A 23,002-nucleotide genomic window follows, 5' to 3' on the forward strand; every position below is an offset into this window, starting at 1 on the left:
GTTACAGTGCTTTCGTTATTTTACCATGTCTAACACTATTTTTCTTGTCTCACTATCCACATGTAATATGGTTTGTAAATCTGGTATTGCAATGTTTTGGTGTGCTTGCATCACACGTTCAATCGTTTCATCAATTTCAAGGAATGTGATTTTTCCTTGTAAAAAGGCTGAAACTGCCGCTTCGTTTGCTGCATTCATTGCTGTCAGAATCGTACCACCCATACGACCAGCCTCATACGCTAAACGCAAGGCAGGGTATCGCTCAAAGTCCATCTCTTGAAAATGTAGTTGACCAATTTGCGCTAAATTTAGTCGCTGACCATTTTGTAATGGGATACGGTCTGGGTAGCTTAAAGCATATTGGATTGGCACACGCATATCTGGTGTACCTAGCTGAGCAATAACACTAGTATCATGATACTCAACTAGAGAGTGAATAATACTTTCTCTATGCAAAAGTACATCTATTTTATCATATGGCATATCAAATAAAACATGTGCTTCTATGACTTCTAATCCCTTGTTCATCATTGTAGCAGAATCTATCGTAATTTTTGCACCCATAGACCAGTTTGGATGATTAAGTGCATCTGCGACCGTCACTTGTTTTAATTGCTCTCGCGTTTTATCACGGAAGCTACCACCAGAAGCGGTAATAATCAAACGTTCAATATTTTTCGGATTCTCACCATTCATTGATTGGAAGATGGCAGAGTGCTCACTATCTACAGGCAAGATGGTTGCTTTGTATTTTTTGGCCTCTGCCATCACTAAATGACCAGCAGTTACAAGCGTTTCTTTATTAGCAATAGCAATCGTTTTGCCCATACGAATGGCTGCTAATGTTGATTCAAGCCCTACACTTCCAAGCACAGCATTGACAAGAACAGTCGAATCTGGATGTGTTGCGACCTCTACAAGTCCTTTTGCCCCAAATGTAAATTGGATATTTGGAAACTCATTAGCAAGCGTAAGTGCATCTTCTTCTAATTGTACTGAAACTAATTCGGGCTTTAATGTTTCAATCATTTCTCGCGTTTTCTCTAAGTTCTTTCCTGATGAAAAAGCTACTAATTGAAAAGCATCACGTTGTTCTTTTAAGATGTCGTAGGTTTGCCAACCAATTGAACCAGTTGCACCTAATAAACTAATTTTTTTCACAACAAATTGTCCCCTTTTTCTATCTAAGCAAATGATTTAGCAAGAGTATTTCCCTATACAATTAATTACTAAATAAATGTAAAAAATGGAGTAGAGGCACGACAAATAATAGACTATCAAAGCGATCTAAAATTCCCCCATGCCCTGGTAAAATATTGCCTGAATCTTTTACATCAAAGTGGCGTTTAATAGCAGACTCTACCAAATCCCCCATTTGACCAATGATTGAGGCAAAAATCGTTACTAAAACAAGTGATATATAACCATTTGCGAATGGGTAAATGAGTTGCATACCAACTGCAAAAATAACAGCAATGACGATTCCACCTATAAAGCCTTCGATCGTTTTCTTAGGTGAAATTTCTGGCCATAACTTATTTTTCCCTAATTTTCTACCTACAAAATAAGCACCAGAATCTGTTGTCCAAACAACTAATAAGCAATAGACAACATACTCTAATCCAACATTTCTAGTTTCAATTAAATAATGGAATCCTAAGCCCACATAAAATGCGCCTAATAAAATAAAGCCAACTTCATCAAAGGTTATTTTATTTTTTACTAATACTACGTAAATAAGAAGTAGCATCATTAGACCATAGACTACCATTAGATTAGATGAATAGCCTATTAATTCTACAACCTTTTCACTCCAGTCCTTCGGGATAACCAGTAATATTAAAGTGACTAGCCCTAAGAAGCCAGGCACAGAAAAGATGGAAATACCTTTCATCTTAAGTATTTCATAAAAACCGACAATAGCCATTGCGAGCACAAGTATGGTAAACGGTACTTTGCCATAAATAACGAATGGAATAAAAAGTGCTGCTGCAATTATTGCCGTGATAATTCGTTGTTTCAAGTTGTTTCTTCTCCCTTCAACCCACCGTAACGGCGATTACGTTTCTGATAGTTTTCCACCGCTTCCAGTAAGTTTTCCTCACTAAAATCTGGCCACAATGTATCTGTAAACCAAAATTCTGTATAGGCGAGCTGCCATAACATAAAGTTACTTAATCGCACTTCACCACTTGTACGAATTAAAAGATCTGGCTCAGGTAAATGGGCCGTCATTAAATGAGATGTTAAGCAATCTTCTGTTATGTCTTGCATCGTTAATTGACCGTCCTGCACTTTTTGAAGCATCATTTTCATGGCATTGACCATTTCAGAACGACTACCATAATTCAGCGCAAAATTTAAAATAAGCCCTGTATTATGCTTCGTTTCTTCCATTGCCTCATACAACGCTTTTTGTGTATGGGCAGGTAATAAAGAGGGGTCTCCAATCATTTCGACACGTACATTACGCTCCATCATTTCTGGTAAAAAGGAACCTAAAAACTCAACAGGTAGCCTCATAAGAAAATCAACCTCAGGTTTTGGTCGCTTCCAATTTTCAGTGGAAAATGCATAGACAGTTAAGACTTTAATACCCAAATCTGACGCAAATCTCGTCACCTTACGCACCGTCTTCATTCCTTCATGATGACCAGCCACACGTGGCATAGCTCGTTTCTTCGCCCAACGTCCATTTCCGTCCATAATAATCGCTACATGGGCAGGAATCGGCTCGCTTTTAGCTAGGGCCACACGCTCCTCCAATGATAGTGTATCCATATTTATTTGTTTACCTAATAGCTTTTTAAACATGCTAACTCCCCCACTACAACTAATCGGACGTATACTAACCTATCATATCAAACAAAAGCGCCTTTTGTCTTTTTTTTCCCTCTAAATTGACTATGTATGTACTAGCTTATTTTAGAACTATACACATATTAAAGAATGAGTTTGTTAAAAAATGATGATTGTATCATTAATGACCTTTTCACATTCATACATGCTCTCTACTTGAGTCAGCAATTTGGCTATGAATAATAAAGAGAAAAGACGTCCTGTTAAGTATAGGACGCCTTCATCTCCTCAAAAAGTTCCATCATAGACGTGTAAAAGGTTTGTTTACACCTCTAAAATTTCTTTTTCTTTATCTTTCGCTACTTGATCTACTTTTACAATGAATTCATCTGTTAATTTTTGAATATCTTCACCATAGCCACGTAGATCGTCTTCTGTGATTTCGCCAGCTTTTTCAAGTTTTTTCAAATCATCATTTGCATCACGACGAACATTACGGACAGCAATTTTTGCGTCTTCCGCTTCTTTTTTCACTTGTTTTACTAGATCCTTACGACGCTCTTCTGTTAAAGCGGGAATCATAAGACGGATGACAGAACCATCATTTGTTGGTGTGATACCAATATCTGATTTCATAATTGCTTTTTCAATATCACCTAAAATTGATTTATCGTAAGGTGTGATTACTAATAAACGAGCTTCAGGTATAGAAACACCCGCAAGTTGGTTAATTGGTGTTGGCGCTCCATAGTAATCAACCGAAATACGATCTAATAGAGATGCATTCGCACGACCCGCACGAATAGATGCTAGTTCGCGTGAGAAAGCTGCGATTGTTTTGTTCATTTTTTCTTTTGCTTGTTCTAATACTTGTTTAGCCATTATACATTCCTCCTAACAACTGTTCCGATTTTCTCGCCTTGTACAGCACGTTTAATGTTACCCGGCTCCGTAATTGAGAAAACAATTAGCGGGATATCGTTATCCATACATAAAGTAGAAGCCGTTGAATCCATTACTTGTAAGCCTTGTTGGATAACGTCTAAGTATGTGAGTGTATCATATTTAATGGCTGTCTCATCCACTTTAGGATCCGCTGAATAAACGCCATCGACATTGTTTTTAGCCATTAAAATTGCATCAGCGTCAATTTCTGCTGCTCGTAATGCGGCAGTCGTATCAGTAGAGAAGAACGGATTACCTGTCCCTGCTGCAAAGATAACGACACGCTTTTTCTCAAGATGTCTAACTGCTTTACGACGAATGTATGGCTCCGCTACTTGAGTCATCACAATAGAAGATTGAACACGTGTTTCAATGCCTAATTTTTCAAGTGCATCTTGTAAAGCTAGGGAGTTCATTACGGTTGCCAGCATGCCCATATAGTCCGCAGCAGCACGATCCATTCCCATTTCACTACCTATTTTCCCACGCCATATATTACCGCCACCTACAACAACAGCAACTTCTACATCAAGATCTACTACTTCTTTTACTTCTTCTGCAACAGACTTGATTATTTTTGGTGATAAACCGAAGCCCGCTTCTCCAGCTAACGCTTCACCACTTAGTTTAATAACTACTCGTTTATATTGCGGTACACTCATTGTAAACCTCCGTAAGACTTTATTTAAAACATCCCTATTCCCTTTTCCATTATAGTATATCTAACAATAATTGCTAGTTGTGAATAAGGCAGAATAGAAAATTCTTCAATTTTTCATTCACTTCGGAAAAATAGGGAACACGCTATGTTGTGTTCCCCATTTTTTTTGTCTAGATAATCTAGATATTATTTGATTAGAATCAAATGCAAGCTAAATTAGTTACCTTTAACTTGGCTCATTACTTCTTCTGCAAAGTTATCTTCACGTTTTTCGATACCTTCACCAACAGCGTAACGTACAAAGCCGTTTACAGAACCACCAGTTGAAGCTACAAAATCACGTACTTTTTGATCTGAGTTTTTAACGAAAGTTTGGTCAAGTAAGCAAACATCTTCGAAGTATTTACCAAGACGGCCTTCAACCATTTTTGCAACGATGTTTTCTGGTTTACCTTCGTTAAGAGCTTGTTCAGTTAATACTTTACGCTCACGTTCAACTTCTTCAGCAGAAACTTCATCACGAGAAACATAAGTTGGGTTGATTGCTGCAATGTGCATAGCAACATCTTTAGCAGCTGCTGCATCAGTAGAACCTTCTAAAGTTACTAATACACCGATACGGCCACCCATGTGTAAGTATGAACCGAATGCGTCTGCATCAGATTTTGTTTTAATTTCGAAGCGACGAAGTGTAATTTTTTCTCCAATTGTTGCAATAGCAGTTGAGATTTGATCTACAATTTTTACGCCTTCAGCATTTGCAAGCTCTAAAGCAGCTTCAACTGATGCAGGTTTAGCAGCAAGTAATTGCTCAGCTAAAGATGCAACTAATACTTGGAATTTATCGTTTTTCGCAACAAAGTCAGTTTCAGCGTTTACTTCAAGGATGATTGCTTCGTTACCTTGTTCTAAAATGTAAGTTGTACCCTCTGCAGCGATACGGTCAGCTTTTTTAGCAGCTGAAGAAAGACCTTTTTCACGTAGGAAATCGATTGCAGCTTCTAAGTCGCCATCAGTTTGTACTAACGCTTTTTTACAATCCATCATTCCAGCGCCAGTTTTTTCGCGTAATTCTTTTACTAATTGTGCAGTAATGTTTGCCATTTAGTGTTTCCTCCTCAAATTGGTTGAACATAATTTAATGATAGGTTCTAAAAAAGGTGATAAGGGTTTTGAGCCACTTATCACCTTTTTGTAAACGTGAATTACTCAGCAGCAGCTTCTACAGCTGGAGCTTCTTCTTCACCTTGTTTTGACTCGATTAAAGCGTCAGCCATTTTAGCAGTTAAAAGTTTAACAGCGCGAATAGCATCATCGTTAGCAGGGATTACGTAGTCGATTTCATCTGGATCACAGTTAGTATCAACAATACCTACTAGAGGGATGTTTAATTTACGAGCTTCTGCAACCGCAATACGTTCTTTACGTGGGTCAACCACGAACATTACGTCTGGAAGATCGTGCATATCACGGATACCGCCTAAGAATTTGATTAGACGTTCGTGTTCTTTTTTAAGTTGGATTACTTCTTTTTTAGGAAGAACTTCAAAAGTTCCTTCTTCTTCCATTTTTTCGATTTGTTTCATACGTGCAACACGTTTTTGAATTGTACCGAAGTTTGTAAGAGTACCACCTAACCAACGTTGGTTGATGTAGTAGTTGCCTGAACGTTCAGCTTCATCTTTGATCGCTTCTTGTGCTTGTTTTTTCGTACCAACGAAAAGAACTTTACCACCGTCTTGACCAACTTGACGCATGAAGTCATAAGCTTCCTCTAATTTTTTAACAGTTTTTTGTAAGTCGATGATGTAGATCCCGTTACGTTCAACGAAGATATATTTCTTCATTTTTGGGTTCCAACGACGAGTTTGGTGACCGAAATGTACACCAGCTTCAAGTAATTGTTTCATAGAAATTACTGACATGTGAATTTCCTCCTAATATGTTTGGTTTTTATCCTCCGCATTTATCATCTACAACAAGCTACCCTAATCTTAGAGCACCACTTACTGTATCAAAATACGTGTGTAGTAATAACACCATTTGCAACTATATCATAGCTTTGAACGATTCGCAACAATTTAGTGATGGAATTTTAGTAAAAGCTCGATTTCTGTTTTACCCTTTTGCAGTTGTTTCGCTATTTCCTCTGGTGATTTTCCCTGCTTTGCTAATTCTAGAGCCTGTTGTTCCACTGTCAGTACTTTATCTGGTTCTTTTTGCTCCTCCACTTTTAGAGGTGAAGCTGTTTTCACCATTTTGGAACCTGTATGTTGCTGACGTGAATAAGCATTTGCGACAATATTCTTAGGTACATAGATACGAGCATCTTTCTCTAAAGATAGAGAACTATCACTTTTCACCTCCTGTACTACTGGCAAAGGCGGCTCCTCCTGAGGTGACATATATTGTTCCGTGTGCTGCATGCTACTAGCCGCTATTTCCGACTGTGAGACATTTTGTAACTCTTTAATAAGACGATCATTTTCATCTTTCATTTCTGTTAAGTACACACTAATGGTATCATCCATTTCCCGCATTAATCGTTCTTGCTTCTTTTCCAAATCTTTAAACTTTGCTAACTTTGTATTTAAAATGATAAGAAAGTAAAAAGAAATTAGCTGTAAAAAGAATAGCACCGCTATTAGAATGGTTGTCATTGTAAACTCCTATCCACTAAAATCCACGAAATTCCCTTTAAACGGATGTTGTGCCTGTTTTTCTTGTTGATCCTTTTTTTTCTTTTTATGAAAGCCTGTTAAATACTCACCACCTGCATCTTCATCCTCACTAATTTCATCCATACCTTCTGATGTGTTGACAATTTTTTGTTTGCGCTCTACTTCTTTTTTTAATGCTTCATTTGCATGTGCTTGCTGAGCTAATACTTGTTGCTGTGCCTGATCCGCCATTTTCCCTGCTTCAAATGTTTTTGGTATAGCAATCTGTAACTCGACACCTTTTAAACTCATTGGAATCTCTCCCTCAAGGATATTTACGCATTAATCATTTCACTAGATAATAGCTTTCGTAGCTTTAATAGCGCTTTTGAATGAATTTGTGAAATACGGGAAGTTGATAGTTCAAGCATTTCACCAATTTCAGTCAAAGTTAACTCCTCCGTGTAAAATAAACTAAGGACAAGCTGTTCTTTTTCATTGAGTTTCTGTATATTTTCCGCTAGATCATCTAATAACTCTGATTTAATGATTGCTTGCTCAGGTGTTTTTGTTGTATCGTCGCGTATGACAAATGACTTGCCATCTGTTTCTTCTTGATCTTGTTGTTCATTAATAGAAAGAACATTTGAAAAAAAATGCTCTTGCACAGTTTGATAAACATCTTCAACAGATACTTCCATATGCTCCGCAAGTTCCTCAGGCGTTACATGACGCATATATTTCTGCTCTAGTTGTTCAATCTGCGCATCTAATTTTTTGGCTTTTTCACGCGCTGACCGTGGTAACCAGTCTTCTTTTCGTAGACCATCAATGATGGCTCCTCTTACTCTAAACGAAGCATATGTATCAAATTTTAAATCTCTGTTAATGTCAAATTTATTTAATGCATCAAAAAGTCCTACCATCCCTAAACTCGTTAAATCGTCTCGTGATACGCTTTTTGGCAGACCTGCACCAATACGTTGGACATGATAAGATACTAAAGAAATGTATTTTTTTATAAGTAAATCACCAGCATCTGGATCACGCTCATGTATCCATCGATTCCATAGTTTTTGCTCATCGTTCAGAATTGGTTGTGTCATGAAATCCACCTCTCTAAAAAACGCTTTTTCACGCTCATGTGCCAACGACTACCTGCGCTCTTAAAATTTATCATTCAACAGGATTTCTCAGCTATTTTTATAAAAATCCACATGTAAGCTAATTTAGACGTGAGCCCTGAATAGTTAAAGCCCGATAAGCAGTTGCCATCTTTCCTATATTATAACAAGAATCGACTATAATTTCATTTGTTTCTCTTAGTCTCTAATATATTCCTTTGTTTTTTAAAGACATAGAAAAACTGTATCCTGATTGTGTAATGACACGTGGATACAGTTGGATATAATGAAGCTTTTAGTTTATGAAGCTATTGAATTCTTTCATATAGTTTTAGCAATACTATAGAACAACAAACAAATTGAGCAAAAGAACAATAATACCCAAAATATAGAACAAACTCTTTAGTAATAAATTATGCTTTAAATCGAACTAGAGACAAAGTTCCCCTTGAACATGGTTGCCTTGCGTTGAGATCTTCGAGCAATTGCTTCAGCAGAGCAAGAGGCCTCCAAGAACACCATATTTGCACTATCTCCCACTTTTGGCCATGTTTGCTCACCTGCTTGATTAAGTGGGGTTTTTCCACCTGTAATAAATTGAAGGGTTTGAGCTAATGAGCGTTCATCCCCCCAACCTGAGCTTTTTGCCAAACGACCAGCTCGTTCTAATAAATCTCCATTACCAAACGGCGACCAAACATCAAAGATATTGTCACAGCCAATTGCAACGGGTACGCCTTTACTGTTTAACAAACCAACAGGCGGGAACTTTCTACGTAGGGGGACACTCGTCACAATGGTAATGCCTGCATCACGTAAGATGTCTGCCATTTCTTCTGCCTCAGAGCGTGAAACATCTCCTAGCCCAAAGGCATGGCTAATGGCTACTTTCCCCTGTAAACCAGCTTCCTTTGTTAATTGGGCTAATCTCTTCATTGTGAAAGTACCCAATTGGTCTGGGTCATGCAAATGCAAGTCAATCCCTGCGTTTCCTTCAACAGCGAGTTCCACCATTTGTTGTAGAGAAGCCTCAATATCACCATCCACTGTAGCTGGATCGACACCTCCTACAAATCCAGCCCCAGAACGTAAAGCCTCTCTTATTAAACTGGTTGCCTTTGTTCGTAATAGACCATGTTGCGGAAAGGCAACGATTTCATAAGACAATTTCCCTTCAAAAGTTTGGAAAGCTTTTTGAACCTCCTCTAAATTTTTCAAACCTACCTCAGGATATAAATCCACATGCGTACGTACATGTGTAACCCCTAACTGCACATAACGACTAAGTAATTCCTCAGCGCGTTGTTGTATAGTTGTATGCAATGTTGGCAGTACCTCTTTTTCAATCTCACAGCGTTCAAAAATATTATTCACAGGTGTAACTGCCCGCCATTTGTCGCTCAAGAGAGTTTTATCCAAATGACAATGTTTTTCTATAAAAGAAGGTAGTGCTAATAGCTGTTTCATATCTTTTTTTGGATAATCATCATTTAATTGACTATCAGCAGCAACTATTTCTGCAATGGTTCCATCTTTAATGAATAGATGAGCACAAGCCGTATTCGTTTTAGTTATCGTGCCATTTACAAAGTGATAATCTGTTTCAAGACGTACATTTGTTAACCAGAAAGTAGAGTTCATTTTAGATTTATCCTTTCTTCTTCAATAATTAAAGCTTGCCTACAACTATATTTCCTTTAAAAAGCACTGCCACTCTCCTTGCTCTCCTTGCGACTGCTTCTGCTGAGCAAGTTGCTTCTACAAACACGACATTGGCTATATCTCCAATTTTCGGCCATTGTAGCTGTCCATCCTTGTTTAAAGGTGTTATGCCTCCAGTAATATACTTTAGACTTTGACCAAGTGAACGTTCATCACTTAAGCCAAAGCGTTCAGCTAGCGTGCCTACTTTTTCTAGGCTGTCACCTATACCAAACGGCGACCAGTGATCTGTAATACTATCATCACCTAACGAGATATGAACACCTTTTTGATCTAATAACGGAATAGGGATGGTATGATCCAAAGGAACAGACGAAGTAATGTCAATACCGTGATGAGCTAGTAACGCTGCCACTTCACTTGCTTCATTAGTAGAAACATCAGCTAAGGCCATGGCATGACTAATTGTCACTCGGCCGTGCCAACCTGCTTCCTCTGTTAATGCAGCTAATCGTTTAAAGGTAAAAATACCAAGATGACCAGGATCATGGATATGCAGATCAACATTTGCATTAGCTTCTACTGCTAATTCCATCACCGTTTGTAAGGATTTTTCTATATTTTCATCAATCGATGCTGGGTCTACACCGCCTACTAGAGACGCTCCACTTCGCAAAGCTTCCCTTACTAAAGAAATAGATTCACTACGTAAGAGGCCATGTTGTGGGAAAGCGACAATCTCCAAATCAACTTTATCTTTGTAAGCCTCTTTAGCTCTTAAGACTGCTTCTAAATTTTTCAATCCGATAAACGGATCAATATTACAATGCGTGCGAATATGTGTTGATCCTGCATGTAATAGCAAATCTAGTAACTTTTTTGCTCTTCCCTCTGCAACAGGCAATAAGCTTGGCAGTAGAATCTCTTCTTCTTTTAATCTTGTAATAAGACCTTCTGTGGGAATCGAAGGAGCCTTCCATGGTCCACCAAAATAGGTTTTATCAATATGAATATGCATATCTCTAAAAGAAGGGAGCATTAAATAACTATGTGCATTTCGTTTAGGCAAATCAGTCTCTAAAGGCTGATCTGCACTTATAATTTGAGTTATTTTACCATTTTCGACCTGTACATTAAAAAGAGCTGTTTTTGTTTCTATAACAGCCCCATTATCGTAACCATAACCCGTTTCTAATCGTACATTTGTTAGCCAGTATGCTGTTGGTATCATTGATTGGTCCTCCCCGAATTTTATTGAAGATTAATAGCTAGATGAACCATTTGAATGGCCCTCTCTTGATGTGGTAAAGAAAGTTGATGATAGACATAATCTTGACTAGAATTACTAGCATTAAAATAATAAACTGTAGAAATTTTAGAATAATAAATGGCGCTCAAACACATAGGACATGGCTCCGTGCTTGCATACATTTCGCAACCTTCTAAATTGGTCGTTTTCAGTGCATGACAAGCTTGACGGATTGCTTGAATCTCTGCATGATTCGTTACATCATTGGTGATGGTAACCTCATTTACACCAGAGCCAATAATTTGTCCATTTTTGACCACAATTGCACCAAAAGGAGCACCATGTTTTGTTCTTTCATTTTCCTTAGCTAGCTCAAGTGCTTTTTTCATAAAGTCATAAGATTTCATACAGTTCCCTCTCCTAGAAATTGCAAATTTCTCTTTCCTTTTCAACAATTGAAATTATCCATAATCAACATTTTTTCTGTTGATTGATTGACAGAACAAGCTACATTTTTATAACTTGTGGTTTTCTGATTAATAGCTTTTACCTTTGTACAAATATGCTAACATGAGGACTGTATATATGAATAATATAAAAAAAATAAATTTTACTTAAGTTTTTCGTATAATACAAACTTCAAGCCAAATAAAAAAAGAGTCGTTATTCACGACTCTTTTTTTATGCATTCACTTGTTGATCTTCTTCTCGATTCATCATCGTTCGTACTACTTGTGCAATTTCCTCGGTATTCTCATCTTGAAATTCAACCGTAGAATTAGCTGTTGGCACTTCATGGTTTACGCCTTCTGTAGAATCAAGTTCCTTTTCTTCTAATTCACCTTCAACCGCTTCCTCATCTACTTCTGGTGTAAACAAGATGTAAGCAATTAGAAAACGTACAATGAACATTACAAAAAATGCGATGGTTGCTACAATAAAAGAGCTAATTAGGATTCGCAGAGGCGTAAATGGTTTTTGAAATGTACTAAAAAAATAAATCGAAAAGGCAATTAATGCTCCCCATAGGTTGTAAAATATAGAACCAAACATTAGATTTCACTCACTCCCTGGTTAACTGTTCGGATATGTAATATCGACGTTGCAGGATTAAATTCAATCGTTCTACCACTATTTCCACCAGTATCCTCTGCCACTAAAGGGATGCCCTGTCTCTTTAATTCATTTTTGACAGCTTCTACATTGCGGGGACCAATACGCATTGTATCTTTGTCAGAAGTAAATTGGAACATCTGCGCACCCCCTGCAATTTTTGCCTTGAGCTTAAATTTTTGAACGCCCTCTAACTTTAATAAATCAATCATTGCAGCAATCCCTGAATCTGCAAATTTCGCGACATTGATTGACTCAGCTCTTCCTAAACTGGAATCTGGTAACATCACATGGATTAAACCAGCAATTTTTTTTGACTCATCATACAAAATAACACCAACACATGAACCAAGACCAGAAGTTCGAATCGTGTTAGGTAGCTTTACTACATCCATTTGTGCAATTCCCACTTTAATCACTTGTCCACTACTATTGGTTAACATATCACGAAACCCCTAATGCTTTAAAAATCGCATCAAATGAGTCAGGATCTGGTAGTAGGAAGAAATGGCCCCTCACCGTTTCATGGTCTTCCACACCTTCTTCAAAAATGGATGTATTTATAACAATAACATTATCACTGACATGAGATAATTCTATTAAACCAATGCTTATTATAGCTCCAAACATATCAACACTTAGACCTGGCACAGTCGGATAAATTTTTAAATTAGTAAAATCCGATAAGGCAGATAAATAAGAGCCCGATAAAATATTTCCCATTTCTTGCATAGCTGATAAACCTAACTCTGAAACAGGTCGTTTTTCAAAGTCAAAAGAATCGTCGAAAATGAGTCGACGTATAAAGCGGTTTGCTTGTTCGATAGGTAAAATAAAGAACATACTTCCTTCAGCATCACCTTCAATACGAAGGAAAATGCCAACAACAACGTTTTCTGATCCACCAGCCAACTCCATCATATCGTTAAAGGACACCATTTCTACCTTTGGAACGCGCATATCAATTTTTTTCCCAAGTAAATTGGAAAGTGCTGTCGCGGCATGCGCAGCACCAATGTTTCCAATTTCCTTTAATACATCTAAATGTAGTGATGTAATTTTTTGATTAAATGTCATTATCGATCCCTACTTTAGTGGATTTAATACTTTTTCTAAATGTAATAAGATTAATAATCGCTTCTCTACTTTAGCAACGCCTGAAATAAATTCTTCTTCAAGTGAGCCAACGACTTCAGGTTGCGGTTCAATAGCACTTGCAGGAATATCGATAACGTCGTTAGCGGAATCCACTACAAAGCCTACTTCCATATCTTCTAATGAAATAATGATAATGCGTGTTGTTTCCTCATGTTCAGAAATAGGTAATTCAAAACGTTCACGTAAATCCACAATCGGTGTGACAACACCTCGTAGATTGATTACACCTTTTACGTATTTCGCTGTTTTCGGTACACGTGTGATATGCATTAATTTCTCGATACCTTGAACATGGGACACAGGAATTGCATATTCTTTATCTGCTAACTGAAAAACTATTACTTTAATACTTTCTTGCTCCACTGCATTTGTCATACTTTACACCTCTCTTATTCATTCACCTTATTTAATTAGTGCGTTGCAATCTACAATTAAGGCTACTTTACCATTGCCTAAGATTGTTGCTCCTGAAATGGCAAAGATATTTGTTAAGTAATTTCCTAAAGACTTCAAGACAATTTCTTGTTGGCCAATGAATGAATCCACCACTAAACCAGCAAGTTTTTCACCCTTACGGACGATCACTACTGAGTGGAATTCTTCATCTTGATGCTCTTGACGAGGTACCTCAAAGATTTCCTCTAAGAATACCAATGGTACAACTTTGCCACGGAAGTCGATTACTTTTTGATTATGCGCATTCATAATCTCTGATGAACGGATAATAGATGTTTCAATAATAGAAGATAGTGGAATTGCATAAATTTCCTTTTCAATCTCCACAAGCATAACTGAAATAATCGATAATGTCAGTGGTAATTGAATCGAGAAGATGGATCCAACATCTTGTGTTGATTCAATTGAAATATTGCCACCTAGTGATTCGATCGTTGTTTTTACAACATCTAAACCTACTCCACGACCAGATACATCCGAAATGACATCTGCAGTTGAGAAGCCTGAGGCTAGGATAAGCTCATTTATTTGTTTATCAGACATTGAATATGATTGTTCTTGTGTAACAATACCTTTTGAAATAGCTTTCGCTAATACTTTTTCTCGATTTATGCCCGCTCCATCGTCTTCAATTTCAATAAAGACGTAGTTTCCGCTATGATAGGCACGCAATACGACTGTTCCTTCTTCAGGCTTGCCTTTTGCACGACGAGCAGTTGGATTCTCAATGCCATGATCCACAGAATTACGGATCAAGTGAACAAGCGGATCTCCAATTTCATCGATTACTGTACGATCTAGTTCTGTTTCAGCACCAATAATTTCAAGGTTGATTTTCTTATTTAAATCACGTGATAGCTGACGAATCATTTTCGGGAAACGATTGAAAACTGTTTCTACTGGTACCATTCGCATTGTTAAGATAATAGTTTGCAAATCGCCCATCACACGACTCATACGCTCTACTGTTTCATTTAGCTCGCCATGATTGACTTCAGTAGAGATAGATTGCAGTCGACCACGATCAATGACAAGCTCTTCAAACAAGTTCATTAAAATATCTAGCCGTTCTATATTTACACGAATTGTTTTATTACCTACAGGTGCATGATTTTTATCAGTCTTTGCAGGTGTAGCTTCTTTGACTGGTTTTGCAACAGGCTCAGCTTTAGCAGTAGGCGTATCAGTTGGAATAGCAGCTACTTCAGCCACTGCTGTTACAGTTGCTGCTACCTCTTGATGAGCTTCAAATTCTTTTTCACTAAATTTCCTTTGGTCAATTACTGTCACAATTACTTCATCAACTTCAGAAACTTTCATTAGCTTTTTCTGCATATCCTCAGCTGATGTTTTTGTGACAAAAGCCACATAAAACTGTTGGTCAAACTGCTCGTCTTCTAGCTTTTCAACAGATGGACTTGATTTAATGACATCTCCATCTTTTTCCAGAATCTCAAACACCATAAATACACGTGCTGCCTTAAGAAGGCAATCCTCGCGTAATGTTACTGAAATTTCAAAAGCATTAAAGCCTTGTTCAGCCGATTGTGTAATGACTGTTTGTTCAAACGAATCATATTCTAATACACTTTCAACAACCGGTGCAGCAATCGTTGCTACCACCTCTGGGATTGCTTCCTCGCCTAGTTCTATTCGTTTTAGCTGTGCAACAGTTGAGGAAACATCACGCTTACCATCCCCACCGTTAGCAATATCCATCACCATTTCCTCTAAATGATCAACAGATTCAAATACAACATCTAAAATTTCGGGTGTAACATGAATCTTTTCATTACGGATGGCATCTAAAACATTCTCCATTTTATGTGTTAAATCTGCTAAATCTTCAAAGCCCATTGTGGCAGACATACCTTTTAATGTGTGTGCAGAGCGGAATATTTCCCCAACAATTGCCAAATCATCTGGATTTTTTTCTAATTCTAATAAATGTTCACTACACGCTTGTAAATGCTCTTTACTTTCTTCAATAAACATCTCTAAATATTGATTGACTTCCATAAGAGGACACCCCTTTTAAGGCAAATATTTCATTATTGTTTGTGCAATATCATCTACATCTGCAACTTCATCAACAAGTTGCGTTTCTACTGCTGCTTTCGGCATACCATATACAATGCAAGTTTCTGCTGATTCTGCAATAGCAATGACATTGCCAGTATTTTTTAATGCTTTTAAACCATTAGAGCCATCATGGCCCATACCTGTCATAATCACTGCTACTTTATCAAAATCTTTATATTGACTAACATCTTCGAACATAACATCTACAGAAGGTCGATGGCCAGATCTTGGTGCTTCTTGATTATCAAGAACAATGCCAAAAGTCGTCCCTACTTTTCTAAGCTTTAAATGATACCCACCTGGTGCAATATAAGCCACTCCATTTTGCAAAATATCACCCTGTTCAGCTTCTTTAACAGAAATTTCACTTAGCTGATCAAGTCGGGTCGCAAGCGATTTAGTAAATCCAGCAGGCATATGCTGAACAATTAATATAGGAGCTTGAATAGACTTAGGAATTTTAGTAACAACCTCTTGAAGTGCGCGAGGTCCTCCTGTTGAAGTGCCAATTAGCACAATCTTCTTTCCTACCTTACTCCATTCTACCATTGGTTTAGTTACGGCTACCTTAGTAGAAACAACATTAGTAGACGTATTTGTTCGTCCATGTTGTTGTGGTTCCTTTATTACGGTACTCACCCTTGTCACTTGTTCTTGTTGTCGTTTACTACCAGAAGGTTTTTTCAATTTGGAAATTGGCACCGTTGCAGCTTGTTCCACTTTGTGCACAAGTTCATTTTGAATTTTATGTAAATCAAGGGAAATGGTCCCGCTCGGCTTGGCAACAAAATCGACTGCCCCGCCCTCAATCGCTGCAATTGCATTTTCTGTCCCACGTTGCGTGGTACTTGAGAGCATTACTACAGGAACTGGACATTGTATCATAATTTCTTTTAAAGCGTCGAGCCCATTCATTTCAGGCATCTCAATATCCATTGTCACAACGTTTGGCTTCAACGATTGTATCTTTTTGATCGCATCTTTACCATTTCGAGCTGTTCCAACTACTTCCACCTTCGAGTTGCCAACAAAAAAGTCACTAATTAGCTTTCTCATAAAAGCAGAATCATCCACAACTAAAAGCTTGCTTTTATGCAAAAAGTCCAATTAATCACGCCCTTTCGAGAAAATACTTCTAAGTTTCGTTAAAAATTTTTTCGTTGTTTGATCATGTGCGTGTATTTCCCCCGCACGTTGCTCCATAAAACGAACGACAATAAGTTGCAATGTCTTTGATATTAATGCGTCTGGATAAGCAAGAGAGAATGGCACTTGCTCGCGCACTGCCTTACGCACAACTGGGTCTTCAGGTAATGAGCCAAGAATGATCGTTTCTTTATCTAAAAAACGTTTCATTGTTAACTGTAAACGTTCATTCGTTTCTATTCCTTCTTCTTTACTGAAAGCACGGTTACAGAGAATATAAAACTGCTTATCTGGATCTCGAACATGAATATATTTCATCATAGAGTACGCATCTGTAATAGAAGTAGGTTCCGCTGTTGAAATCACGATAATTTCATCGATGGATGTGAGTAAATCTAGCGACCAATTTGTCGCACCAGCCCCCATATCAAATAAAATATAATCATAGTTTTTTTGAAGTTCTTCAAATGCTTGAATAAGCCGTTCGAACATACTATGAGACCAATCAAGCACACTCGTCATACCTGACCCACCTGAAATATACCTTAAATCGTAAGGCCCTTCAAATATTACCTCATCTAGTAACTTATTTCCTTCCAAGTAATCTTTTAAACTATAAGAAGCATTTTTCCCAATTAAGACATGGATATTTCCCATCCCAATATCCATGTCTACAATGACAACTTTTTTTCCCTTTTGGGCTAAAGTCATGGCAAAGTTCATTGTGAAGTTACTTTTACCTACTCCACCTTTGCCACTTACAACTGCAATCGCTCTACCTAGTTCGCCTTGCTGTTTCATCATTTTTAAGCGTAATGCTTCAGCTTGGTCTCTCATTTTTCTTCACCTTGAAAAAACAAATTAAGTACTGCTTCTAAATCAGCTTCTTCAATATCTTCTGGTACTTCTTGACCATTCGTATAGTAAGCAAGTCCTTTATTATATTTAATCATTAAATTGATCATTGTGCCAATAGAATTTGTTTCATCAATTTTTGTAAAAATGAATTTTTCAATTGGTAATTGCTTAAATTGATCTACAATATTCTCCATATCTCTTTCTTTCGTTGTCATTGCAAGGACTAAATAAGATTCTGCTTGATCATCGAATTTTATGAGACGTTGGAGATCATCAACGTATTTGACTTCTTTATAATTTCGACCAGCTGTATCAATAAATACCAAATCTAAATGTGATAATCTTTGGATCGCTTGTTCAAAATCTGTTGCATTGTAAGCAATCTCAACAGGAGCTTGTAAAAGACCAGCATATGTTTTAAGCTGCTCTATTGCCGCAATCCGATAAGTATCTGTCGTAATAAAGCCAATCTTTTTCTTTTTTTCTAACACAGCTCTAGCAGCCATTTTGGCAATAGTTGTAGTCTTCCCAACACCTGTTGGCCCTAAAATATTTATATATTTTCTTTCGTAGGACAATCCTCCGACTGGAAGTACTTCTAGCTTCTTACGTAGTAAATTTTTTGTTATCAATTTACATTGCGAAAAATTTATTTCAGATGCTTCTTTGAAATGCATAAAAAGCTCATCACCTATCGTTGTGATGAGCTCTTCACTTAGCTCTTGCTGTCTTAAGTATTCAATGAAGGGTAAGAGTTCATCGGGATATTGAGCTTGGGTAGTCTTTTTATGCATAGATTGCATTAATGATTTTAAATCAGCAATTTCTTTTCTCAATTCTTCTGAAATGCTAGCGTCCTCATGTACTGCTACATCCTGGGGTGGTTCCTGATGTATTTTTGCTTGAATAGCATTTGTAATCTCTTGTAACCTTGCATTTTCTTTTTTTGCTACAGGCAGAACAGCAGGTGATGGTACTGAAGCCACTTGACGTGGCTCCATTGCATCAACACCTGCAACCACTTCAAAACTCTTCTTTTTTATCAAGCCAAAAAATTTCTTTGTAATGACGACTTTTGAATTTAAAATGACTGCGTCCTCACCTAATTCTGCTCGCACCTGCTTCATCGCCTCTGGTATGGATGATGCATAATATTTTTTCATTTTCATTGAACATTCACCACCCCAACACTTTGAATTTCAACCGAAGCATCCAATTCATTATAGGATAGAACCGGGATTTGTGGGAAATAACGCTCCGTTAATTGTCGTAAATACATCCGAACTGCTGGAGAGCATAATATAATAGCTGATTGCTCCATAAAGGAAACACGCTCTACTTCCGCTGCAATAGTTTCTAATACTGTTTGAGAATCTTGTGGGTCCATCGCTAGGTAATTTCCGTGATCCGTTTGTTGGATACTATCCGCAATCATTTTCTCTACTTTACCTGAAACCGTAATCACCTTTAATACCGAACTATCCCCAACATACTGCGCTGTAATTTGGCGTGCCAATGCTTGACGCACATACTCAGCTAAGATATCTGTATCACTCGTTAATTTAGCATAGTCTGCAAGTGTCTCAAAAATAATTGGTAAGTTACGCACAGATACATTTTCTCGAAGAAGCTTACCCAGTACCTTTTGGATTTCCCCAGTAGATAAAGGTGCAGGTGTTAATTCTTCTACTAAAATTGGATGGGATTCCCGTAAGTGATCGATTAACTGCTTTGTCTCTTGACGGCCCAATAACTCATGAGCATTTGCTCGAATAATTTCTGTTAGATGTGTTGACACCACACTTGGTGGGTCTACAACCGTGTAACCATACATTTCTGCATCCTCTTTTACTTGCTCTGTAATCCATTTAGCTGGTAATCCAAATGATGGCTCCACAGTATCAATACCTTCAATAGAATCATCGTCGCCTGGGCTCATCGCTAAATAATGATCTAGTAAAAGTTCACCTCGTGCCATTTCGTTCCCCTTTATTTTAATTCGATATTCATTTGGTTGAAGCTGAATATTATCTCGAATACGAACTACTGGGATAACGATACCTAACTCCAAAGCAAGCTGTCGACGAATCATGATAACACGGTCTAACAAATCTCCACCTTGAGCGGCATCTACTAAGGGAATTAATCCATAACCAAATTCAAATTCAATTGGGTCCACATTTAATAAATTCACAACATTTTCAGGGCTCTTCATGCCGTCAGTAGCCACTTCTTCCTCAATCTCCTGTAATTCTTCTTCATCCTCTGGCTTCTTACGCTCCATCATATAAGCTCCCGCAATTAACGATAGACCTATTGGAAGTGTCACCCAGTTTGGAATTGGCGTAAATAGCCCTAGTAATACAATCGTACCTCCTGCTACATAAAGCAGCTTTGCTTGAGCAAATAATTGCCCTGTAATGTCTTGACCAAGACTACCTTTAGAAGAGGCTCTTGTTACGACAATCCCTGTAGCAGTTGAAATAAGCAAGGCGGGAATTTGGGATACAATACCATCCCCGACAGTTAGTTTCGAAAAATGAGTTGCCGCTTCTGCAAAGGGAAGCCCCATTTGTACGACACCAATGATGATACCAAATAATAGGTTGATAATAACCATTACCATCGAAGCAATGGCATCCCCTTTTACAAATTTTGTAGCACCATCCATTGCACCGTAAAAGTCCGCTTCCCCCGCAACTTTTTCACGTCGTTCGCGTGCTTCCTTTTCGGAAATAATCCCCGCATTTAAATCAGCATCAATACTCATTTGTTTACCTGGCATCGCATCAAGTGTGAAACGCGCTGCTACTTCTGCTACTCGTTCTGCACCTTTTGTAATTACAATAAACTGAATTAACACTAAAATTAAGAAGACGACTAAACCAACAAGGATATTTCCTCCAACTACGAAATCACCAAAGGTTTCAACGACCGAACCTGCATCTCCATTTGCTAAAATTGCACGAGTTGTGGAAACACTTAGTCCTAATCGGAACAAAGTTAATAGTAAAATCACCGAAGGAAAAATGGAAAAATCCAATGCTTCTTTCATACTCATTGCTGTAAGCAATACAATTAATCCTAATGTAATATTAATGACAATTAAAAAACTTAACATCCACGGAGGAAGAGGGATGATGAGCATCGCAACGATTAAAATAACCGCACCTAAAACCCCAATATCGCGAACTTTCATTTGTGTCCCTCCTACAAAAAGCCTTAAATTTTTCGCTTAATACGGTAAACATAAGCGAGTATTTCTGCTACTGCTTTGAAAAATTCCTCTGGTACCTGATCGCCTATTTCTACTTGATCATACATAGCACGTGCTAAAGGTCGATTTTCAACCATTATTACATCATGTTCTTTGGCAATCAATTTGATTTTTTGAGCAATAAAGTCTGTCCCTTTCGCAATAACACGAGGGGCATCCATACTGTCCTCATTATATTTGAGGGCAATTGCATAGTGAGTAGGGTTGGTAATAACTACATCCGCACTAGGAACCTCTGACATCATACGTCTCATCGCCATCTCACGTTGGCGTTGTTTGATTTTTGATTTGATTAGAGGGTCACCTTCACTATTTTTATATTCATCCTTAATATCTTGCTTAGACATTTTAAGATTTTTTTCATACTCATGTTTTTGATACATCCAGTCTAAAACGGATACACAAAGTAATACTAAAGAAGCCGCTATACCCATAATACCAACAAGCTTCCCTACCGTAATGAGTGTCATCCATGGACTTTTAAATGATAATGCCAAAACTTCCGGTAAGTTGGACCAAATAATAATTGTTGTGACACTTCCGATAAAACCAATCTTTAAAACAGACTTTATTAACTCCACAATGGCTTTCACGGAAAATATCTTTTTTAACCCTTTAATAGGGTCCATCTTTTTTAAATCAAACTTCATTGGCTCTAACGTAAAGAGAAAGCCAAATTGCAAAAAGTTACCTGCAAGTGCTCCGACAAATGCAATCGCCATAATTGGCACAATGATAAAAGCCATTTGAATCAAAGTTTCTGTAAATAAGCGCATCACACTATCAATCGTTAGTGATTCAATGCGTATGTTATGAATAAAGGTTTGCCTGAAAAAGGCTAATAGCTCATCACGCAAAGAGCCTGCAAAGAAAAACAAAAAGATAAATACCATTAACATTACAATGGCACTAGAAATATCTTGACTCTTGACAACTTGCCCCTTTTTTCGAGCATCCTGTCGTTTTTTCGGTGTTGCCTTTTCTGTTTTTTCACCCGCAAAAAATTGTAGCTCTAAATTCAGTAGTAGTCTCATATTATCCACCACCTAAAATGGCCATTAAATCACGCATCCCATAAATCATTATCGTAATAAGCTTTTGAATAACTTGAATCATAACGGCCATCATTGTAAATAACACTAAAAAACTAACACCAATTTTAATAGGAAAACCGACAACAAATATATTTAATTGTGGTACTGTTTTTGCAGTGATCCCTAAAGCTAAATCGACCAAAAATAAGGTCGCTACAACAGGAGCAGCCATCTGGAATGCTATGGCAAAGACTGCTGTGAAAGTTTTGATAATAACTTGAGGAAAGTTTTCGCTCATAAAATTTGGGAATTGATCCATAGGGAAAAATTGATAGCTGTAGTAGATTCCATTAAGAATCATATGATGGCCATCAATCGCTAACAATAAAAGCAGTGCTAGCATATAAAAAAACTGACCAATTAATGGACTTTGAGCACCTGTTTGCGGGTCAATTATATTGGCAATAGCAAAACCCATTTGAAAATCGATAAAGCTTCCTGCAATTTGAATTGCGGACATGATGATATAGCCCATTAGACCGAGTAATAGTCCAACTAGTGCTTCTTTCATCACTAATAATATGTAATCATCATTGAATGCAAATGGCTCAACATCAATTGTATAGTACATCATCCAAGCTAAAACCAATGCGAGAGTAATTTTGACTTGTGGTGGAATGGTTCTATATGAAAAAAAAGGAACTGTAACAAAAAAGGCTGAGATGCGCACAAGTACTAATAAGAAAACCGTTAAATGCGGAATTAATTCATTCATGTA

General features: G+C 37.5%; 24 protein-coding genes. All 24 read right to left on the reverse strand.

Annotated elements, in window-relative coordinates; all coding sequences use genetic code 11:
• Positions 1–15: 15 nt before the first annotated feature.
• Positions 16–1,161 carry a 1-deoxy-D-xylulose-5-phosphate reductoisomerase gene (gene dxr, locus CD31_RS19990; protein ID WP_036080428.1) on the reverse strand — a complete coding sequence of 382 codons (1,146 nt, stop codon included), beginning with the start codon at positions 1,159–1,161 and terminating at the stop codon, positions 16–18.
• Between the two features lie 61 nt (positions 1,162–1,222).
• Complete coding sequence (locus CD31_RS19995; RefSeq protein WP_016994553.1) at positions 1,223–2,023, reverse strand: phosphatidate cytidylyltransferase; 801 nt, start codon at positions 2,021–2,023, stop codon at positions 1,223–1,225.
• Positions 2,020–2,814, reverse strand: a complete 795-nt coding sequence (locus tag CD31_RS20000; RefSeq protein WP_004269258.1) for an undecaprenyl pyrophosphate synthase — start codon at positions 2,812–2,814, stop codon at positions 2,020–2,022. The genes CD31_RS19995 and CD31_RS20000 overlap by 4 nt, the downstream gene beginning before the upstream one ends.
• Positions 2,815–3,123: 309 nt before the next feature.
• Positions 3,124–3,681: a ribosome recycling factor gene (gene frr, locus CD31_RS20005; protein WP_016994554.1), complete on the reverse strand. Its 558-nt coding sequence runs from the start codon at positions 3,679–3,681 to the stop codon at positions 3,124–3,126.
• Complete coding sequence (gene pyrH / locus CD31_RS20010; RefSeq protein WP_004269260.1) at positions 3,681–4,406, reverse strand: UMP kinase; 726 nt, start codon at positions 4,404–4,406, stop codon at positions 3,681–3,683. The genes frr and pyrH overlap by 1 nt, the downstream gene beginning before the upstream one ends.
• A gap of 215 nt (positions 4,407–4,621) precedes the next feature.
• Positions 4,622–5,509: a translation elongation factor Ts gene (gene tsf, locus CD31_RS20015; RefSeq protein ID WP_016994555.1), complete on the reverse strand. Its 888-nt coding sequence runs from the start codon at positions 5,507–5,509 to the stop codon at positions 4,622–4,624.
• A 101-nt stretch (positions 5,510–5,610) separates the two neighbouring features.
• On the reverse strand, positions 5,611–6,330 hold the full coding sequence (gene rpsB, locus CD31_RS20020) for a 30S ribosomal protein S2 (RefSeq protein ID WP_004269262.1): 720 nt from the start codon (positions 6,328–6,330) through the stop codon (positions 5,611–5,613).
• Between the two features lie 156 nt (positions 6,331–6,486).
• A complete protein-coding gene (locus tag CD31_RS20025; RefSeq protein WP_036080433.1) occupies positions 6,487–7,065 on the reverse strand; it encodes a hypothetical protein in 579 nt (192 codons plus the stop codon).
• A 9-nt stretch (positions 7,066–7,074) separates the two neighbouring features.
• Positions 7,075–7,377 carry an RNA polymerase sigma factor gene (locus tag CD31_RS20030; protein WP_036080436.1) on the reverse strand — a complete coding sequence of 101 codons (303 nt, stop codon included), beginning with the start codon at positions 7,375–7,377 and terminating at the stop codon, positions 7,075–7,077.
• A gap of 23 nt (positions 7,378–7,400) precedes the next feature.
• The gene (locus CD31_RS20035) at positions 7,401–8,171 is read right to left on the reverse strand and encodes a FliA/WhiG family RNA polymerase sigma factor (RefSeq protein WP_036080567.1); all 771 of its coding nucleotides are present in this window, start codon (positions 8,169–8,171) and stop codon (positions 7,401–7,403) included.
• A 438-nt stretch (positions 8,172–8,609) separates the two neighbouring features.
• Positions 8,610–9,830 carry an amidohydrolase gene (locus tag CD31_RS20040; RefSeq protein WP_036080439.1) on the reverse strand — a complete coding sequence of 407 codons (1,221 nt, stop codon included), beginning with the start codon at positions 9,828–9,830 and terminating at the stop codon, positions 8,610–8,612.
• A gap of 28 nt (positions 9,831–9,858) precedes the next feature.
• On the reverse strand, positions 9,859–11,082 hold the full coding sequence (locus CD31_RS20045) for an amidohydrolase (protein WP_036080443.1): 1,224 nt from the start codon (positions 11,080–11,082) through the stop codon (positions 9,859–9,861).
• 20 nt (positions 11,083–11,102) lie between these two features.
• Positions 11,103–11,507 carry a nucleoside deaminase gene (locus CD31_RS20050; protein ID WP_016994558.1) on the reverse strand — a complete coding sequence of 135 codons (405 nt, stop codon included), beginning with the start codon at positions 11,505–11,507 and terminating at the stop codon, positions 11,103–11,105.
• 274 nt (positions 11,508–11,781) lie between these two features.
• On the reverse strand, positions 11,782–12,153 hold the full coding sequence (locus tag CD31_RS20055; RefSeq protein ID WP_036080446.1) for a hypothetical protein: 372 nt from the start codon (positions 12,151–12,153) through the stop codon (positions 11,782–11,784).
• Complete coding sequence (locus CD31_RS20060; protein WP_004269269.1) at positions 12,153–12,656, reverse strand: chemotaxis protein CheD; 504 nt, start codon at positions 12,654–12,656, stop codon at positions 12,153–12,155. The genes CD31_RS20055 and CD31_RS20060 overlap by 1 nt, the downstream gene beginning before the upstream one ends.
• Before the next feature lies 1 nt (position 12,657).
• The gene (locus tag CD31_RS20065) at positions 12,658–13,290 is read right to left on the reverse strand and encodes a chemotaxis protein CheC (protein ID WP_016994561.1); all 633 of its coding nucleotides are present in this window, start codon (positions 13,288–13,290) and stop codon (positions 12,658–12,660) included.
• Between the two features lie 9 nt (positions 13,291–13,299).
• Positions 13,300–13,746: a chemotaxis protein CheW gene (locus tag CD31_RS20070; RefSeq protein ID WP_004269272.1), complete on the reverse strand. Its 447-nt coding sequence runs from the start codon at positions 13,744–13,746 to the stop codon at positions 13,300–13,302.
• A 27-nt stretch (positions 13,747–13,773) separates the two neighbouring features.
• Positions 13,774–15,846, reverse strand: coding sequence for a chemotaxis protein CheA (locus CD31_RS20075; protein ID WP_036080449.1), 2,073 nt, complete (start codon positions 15,844–15,846; stop codon positions 13,774–13,776).
• Positions 15,847–15,861: 15 nt separating this feature from the next.
• On the reverse strand, positions 15,862–17,016 hold the full coding sequence (locus CD31_RS20080) for a protein-glutamate methylesterase/protein-glutamine glutaminase (protein ID WP_016994562.1): 1,155 nt from the start codon (positions 17,014–17,016) through the stop codon (positions 15,862–15,864).
• A complete protein-coding gene (locus CD31_RS20085) occupies positions 17,017–17,892 on the reverse strand; it encodes a MinD/ParA family protein (RefSeq protein ID WP_016994563.1) in 876 nt (291 codons plus the stop codon). It lies immediately after the preceding gene.
• Positions 17,889–19,082: a flagellar biosynthesis GTPase FlhF gene (gene flhF, locus CD31_RS20090; protein WP_036080451.1), complete on the reverse strand. Its 1,194-nt coding sequence runs from the start codon at positions 19,080–19,082 to the stop codon at positions 17,889–17,891. Before flhF ends, CD31_RS20085 begins: the two co-directional genes overlap by 4 nt.
• Positions 19,079–21,112, reverse strand: coding sequence for a flagellar biosynthesis protein FlhA (flhA, locus tag CD31_RS20095; RefSeq protein WP_036080453.1), 2,034 nt, complete (start codon positions 21,110–21,112; stop codon positions 19,079–19,081). Before flhA ends, flhF begins: the two co-directional genes overlap by 4 nt.
• 23 nt (positions 21,113–21,135) lie before the next feature.
• Positions 21,136–22,224 carry a flagellar biosynthesis protein FlhB gene (gene flhB / locus CD31_RS20100; protein ID WP_036080455.1) on the reverse strand — a complete coding sequence of 363 codons (1,089 nt, stop codon included), beginning with the start codon at positions 22,222–22,224 and terminating at the stop codon, positions 21,136–21,138.
• A gap of 1 nt (position 22,225) precedes the next feature.
• Positions 22,226–22,999, reverse strand: coding sequence for a flagellar biosynthetic protein FliR (gene fliR, locus CD31_RS20105; protein ID WP_036080456.1), 774 nt, complete (start codon positions 22,997–22,999; stop codon positions 22,226–22,228).
• Positions 23,000–23,002: the final 3 nt, after the last annotated feature.

Source organism: Lysinibacillus boronitolerans JCM 21713 = 10a = NBRC 103108 (genome assembly GCF_000772935.1).
GTDB classification, from domain to species: domain Bacteria; phylum Bacillota; class Bacilli; order Bacillales_A; family Planococcaceae; genus Lysinibacillus; species Lysinibacillus boronitolerans.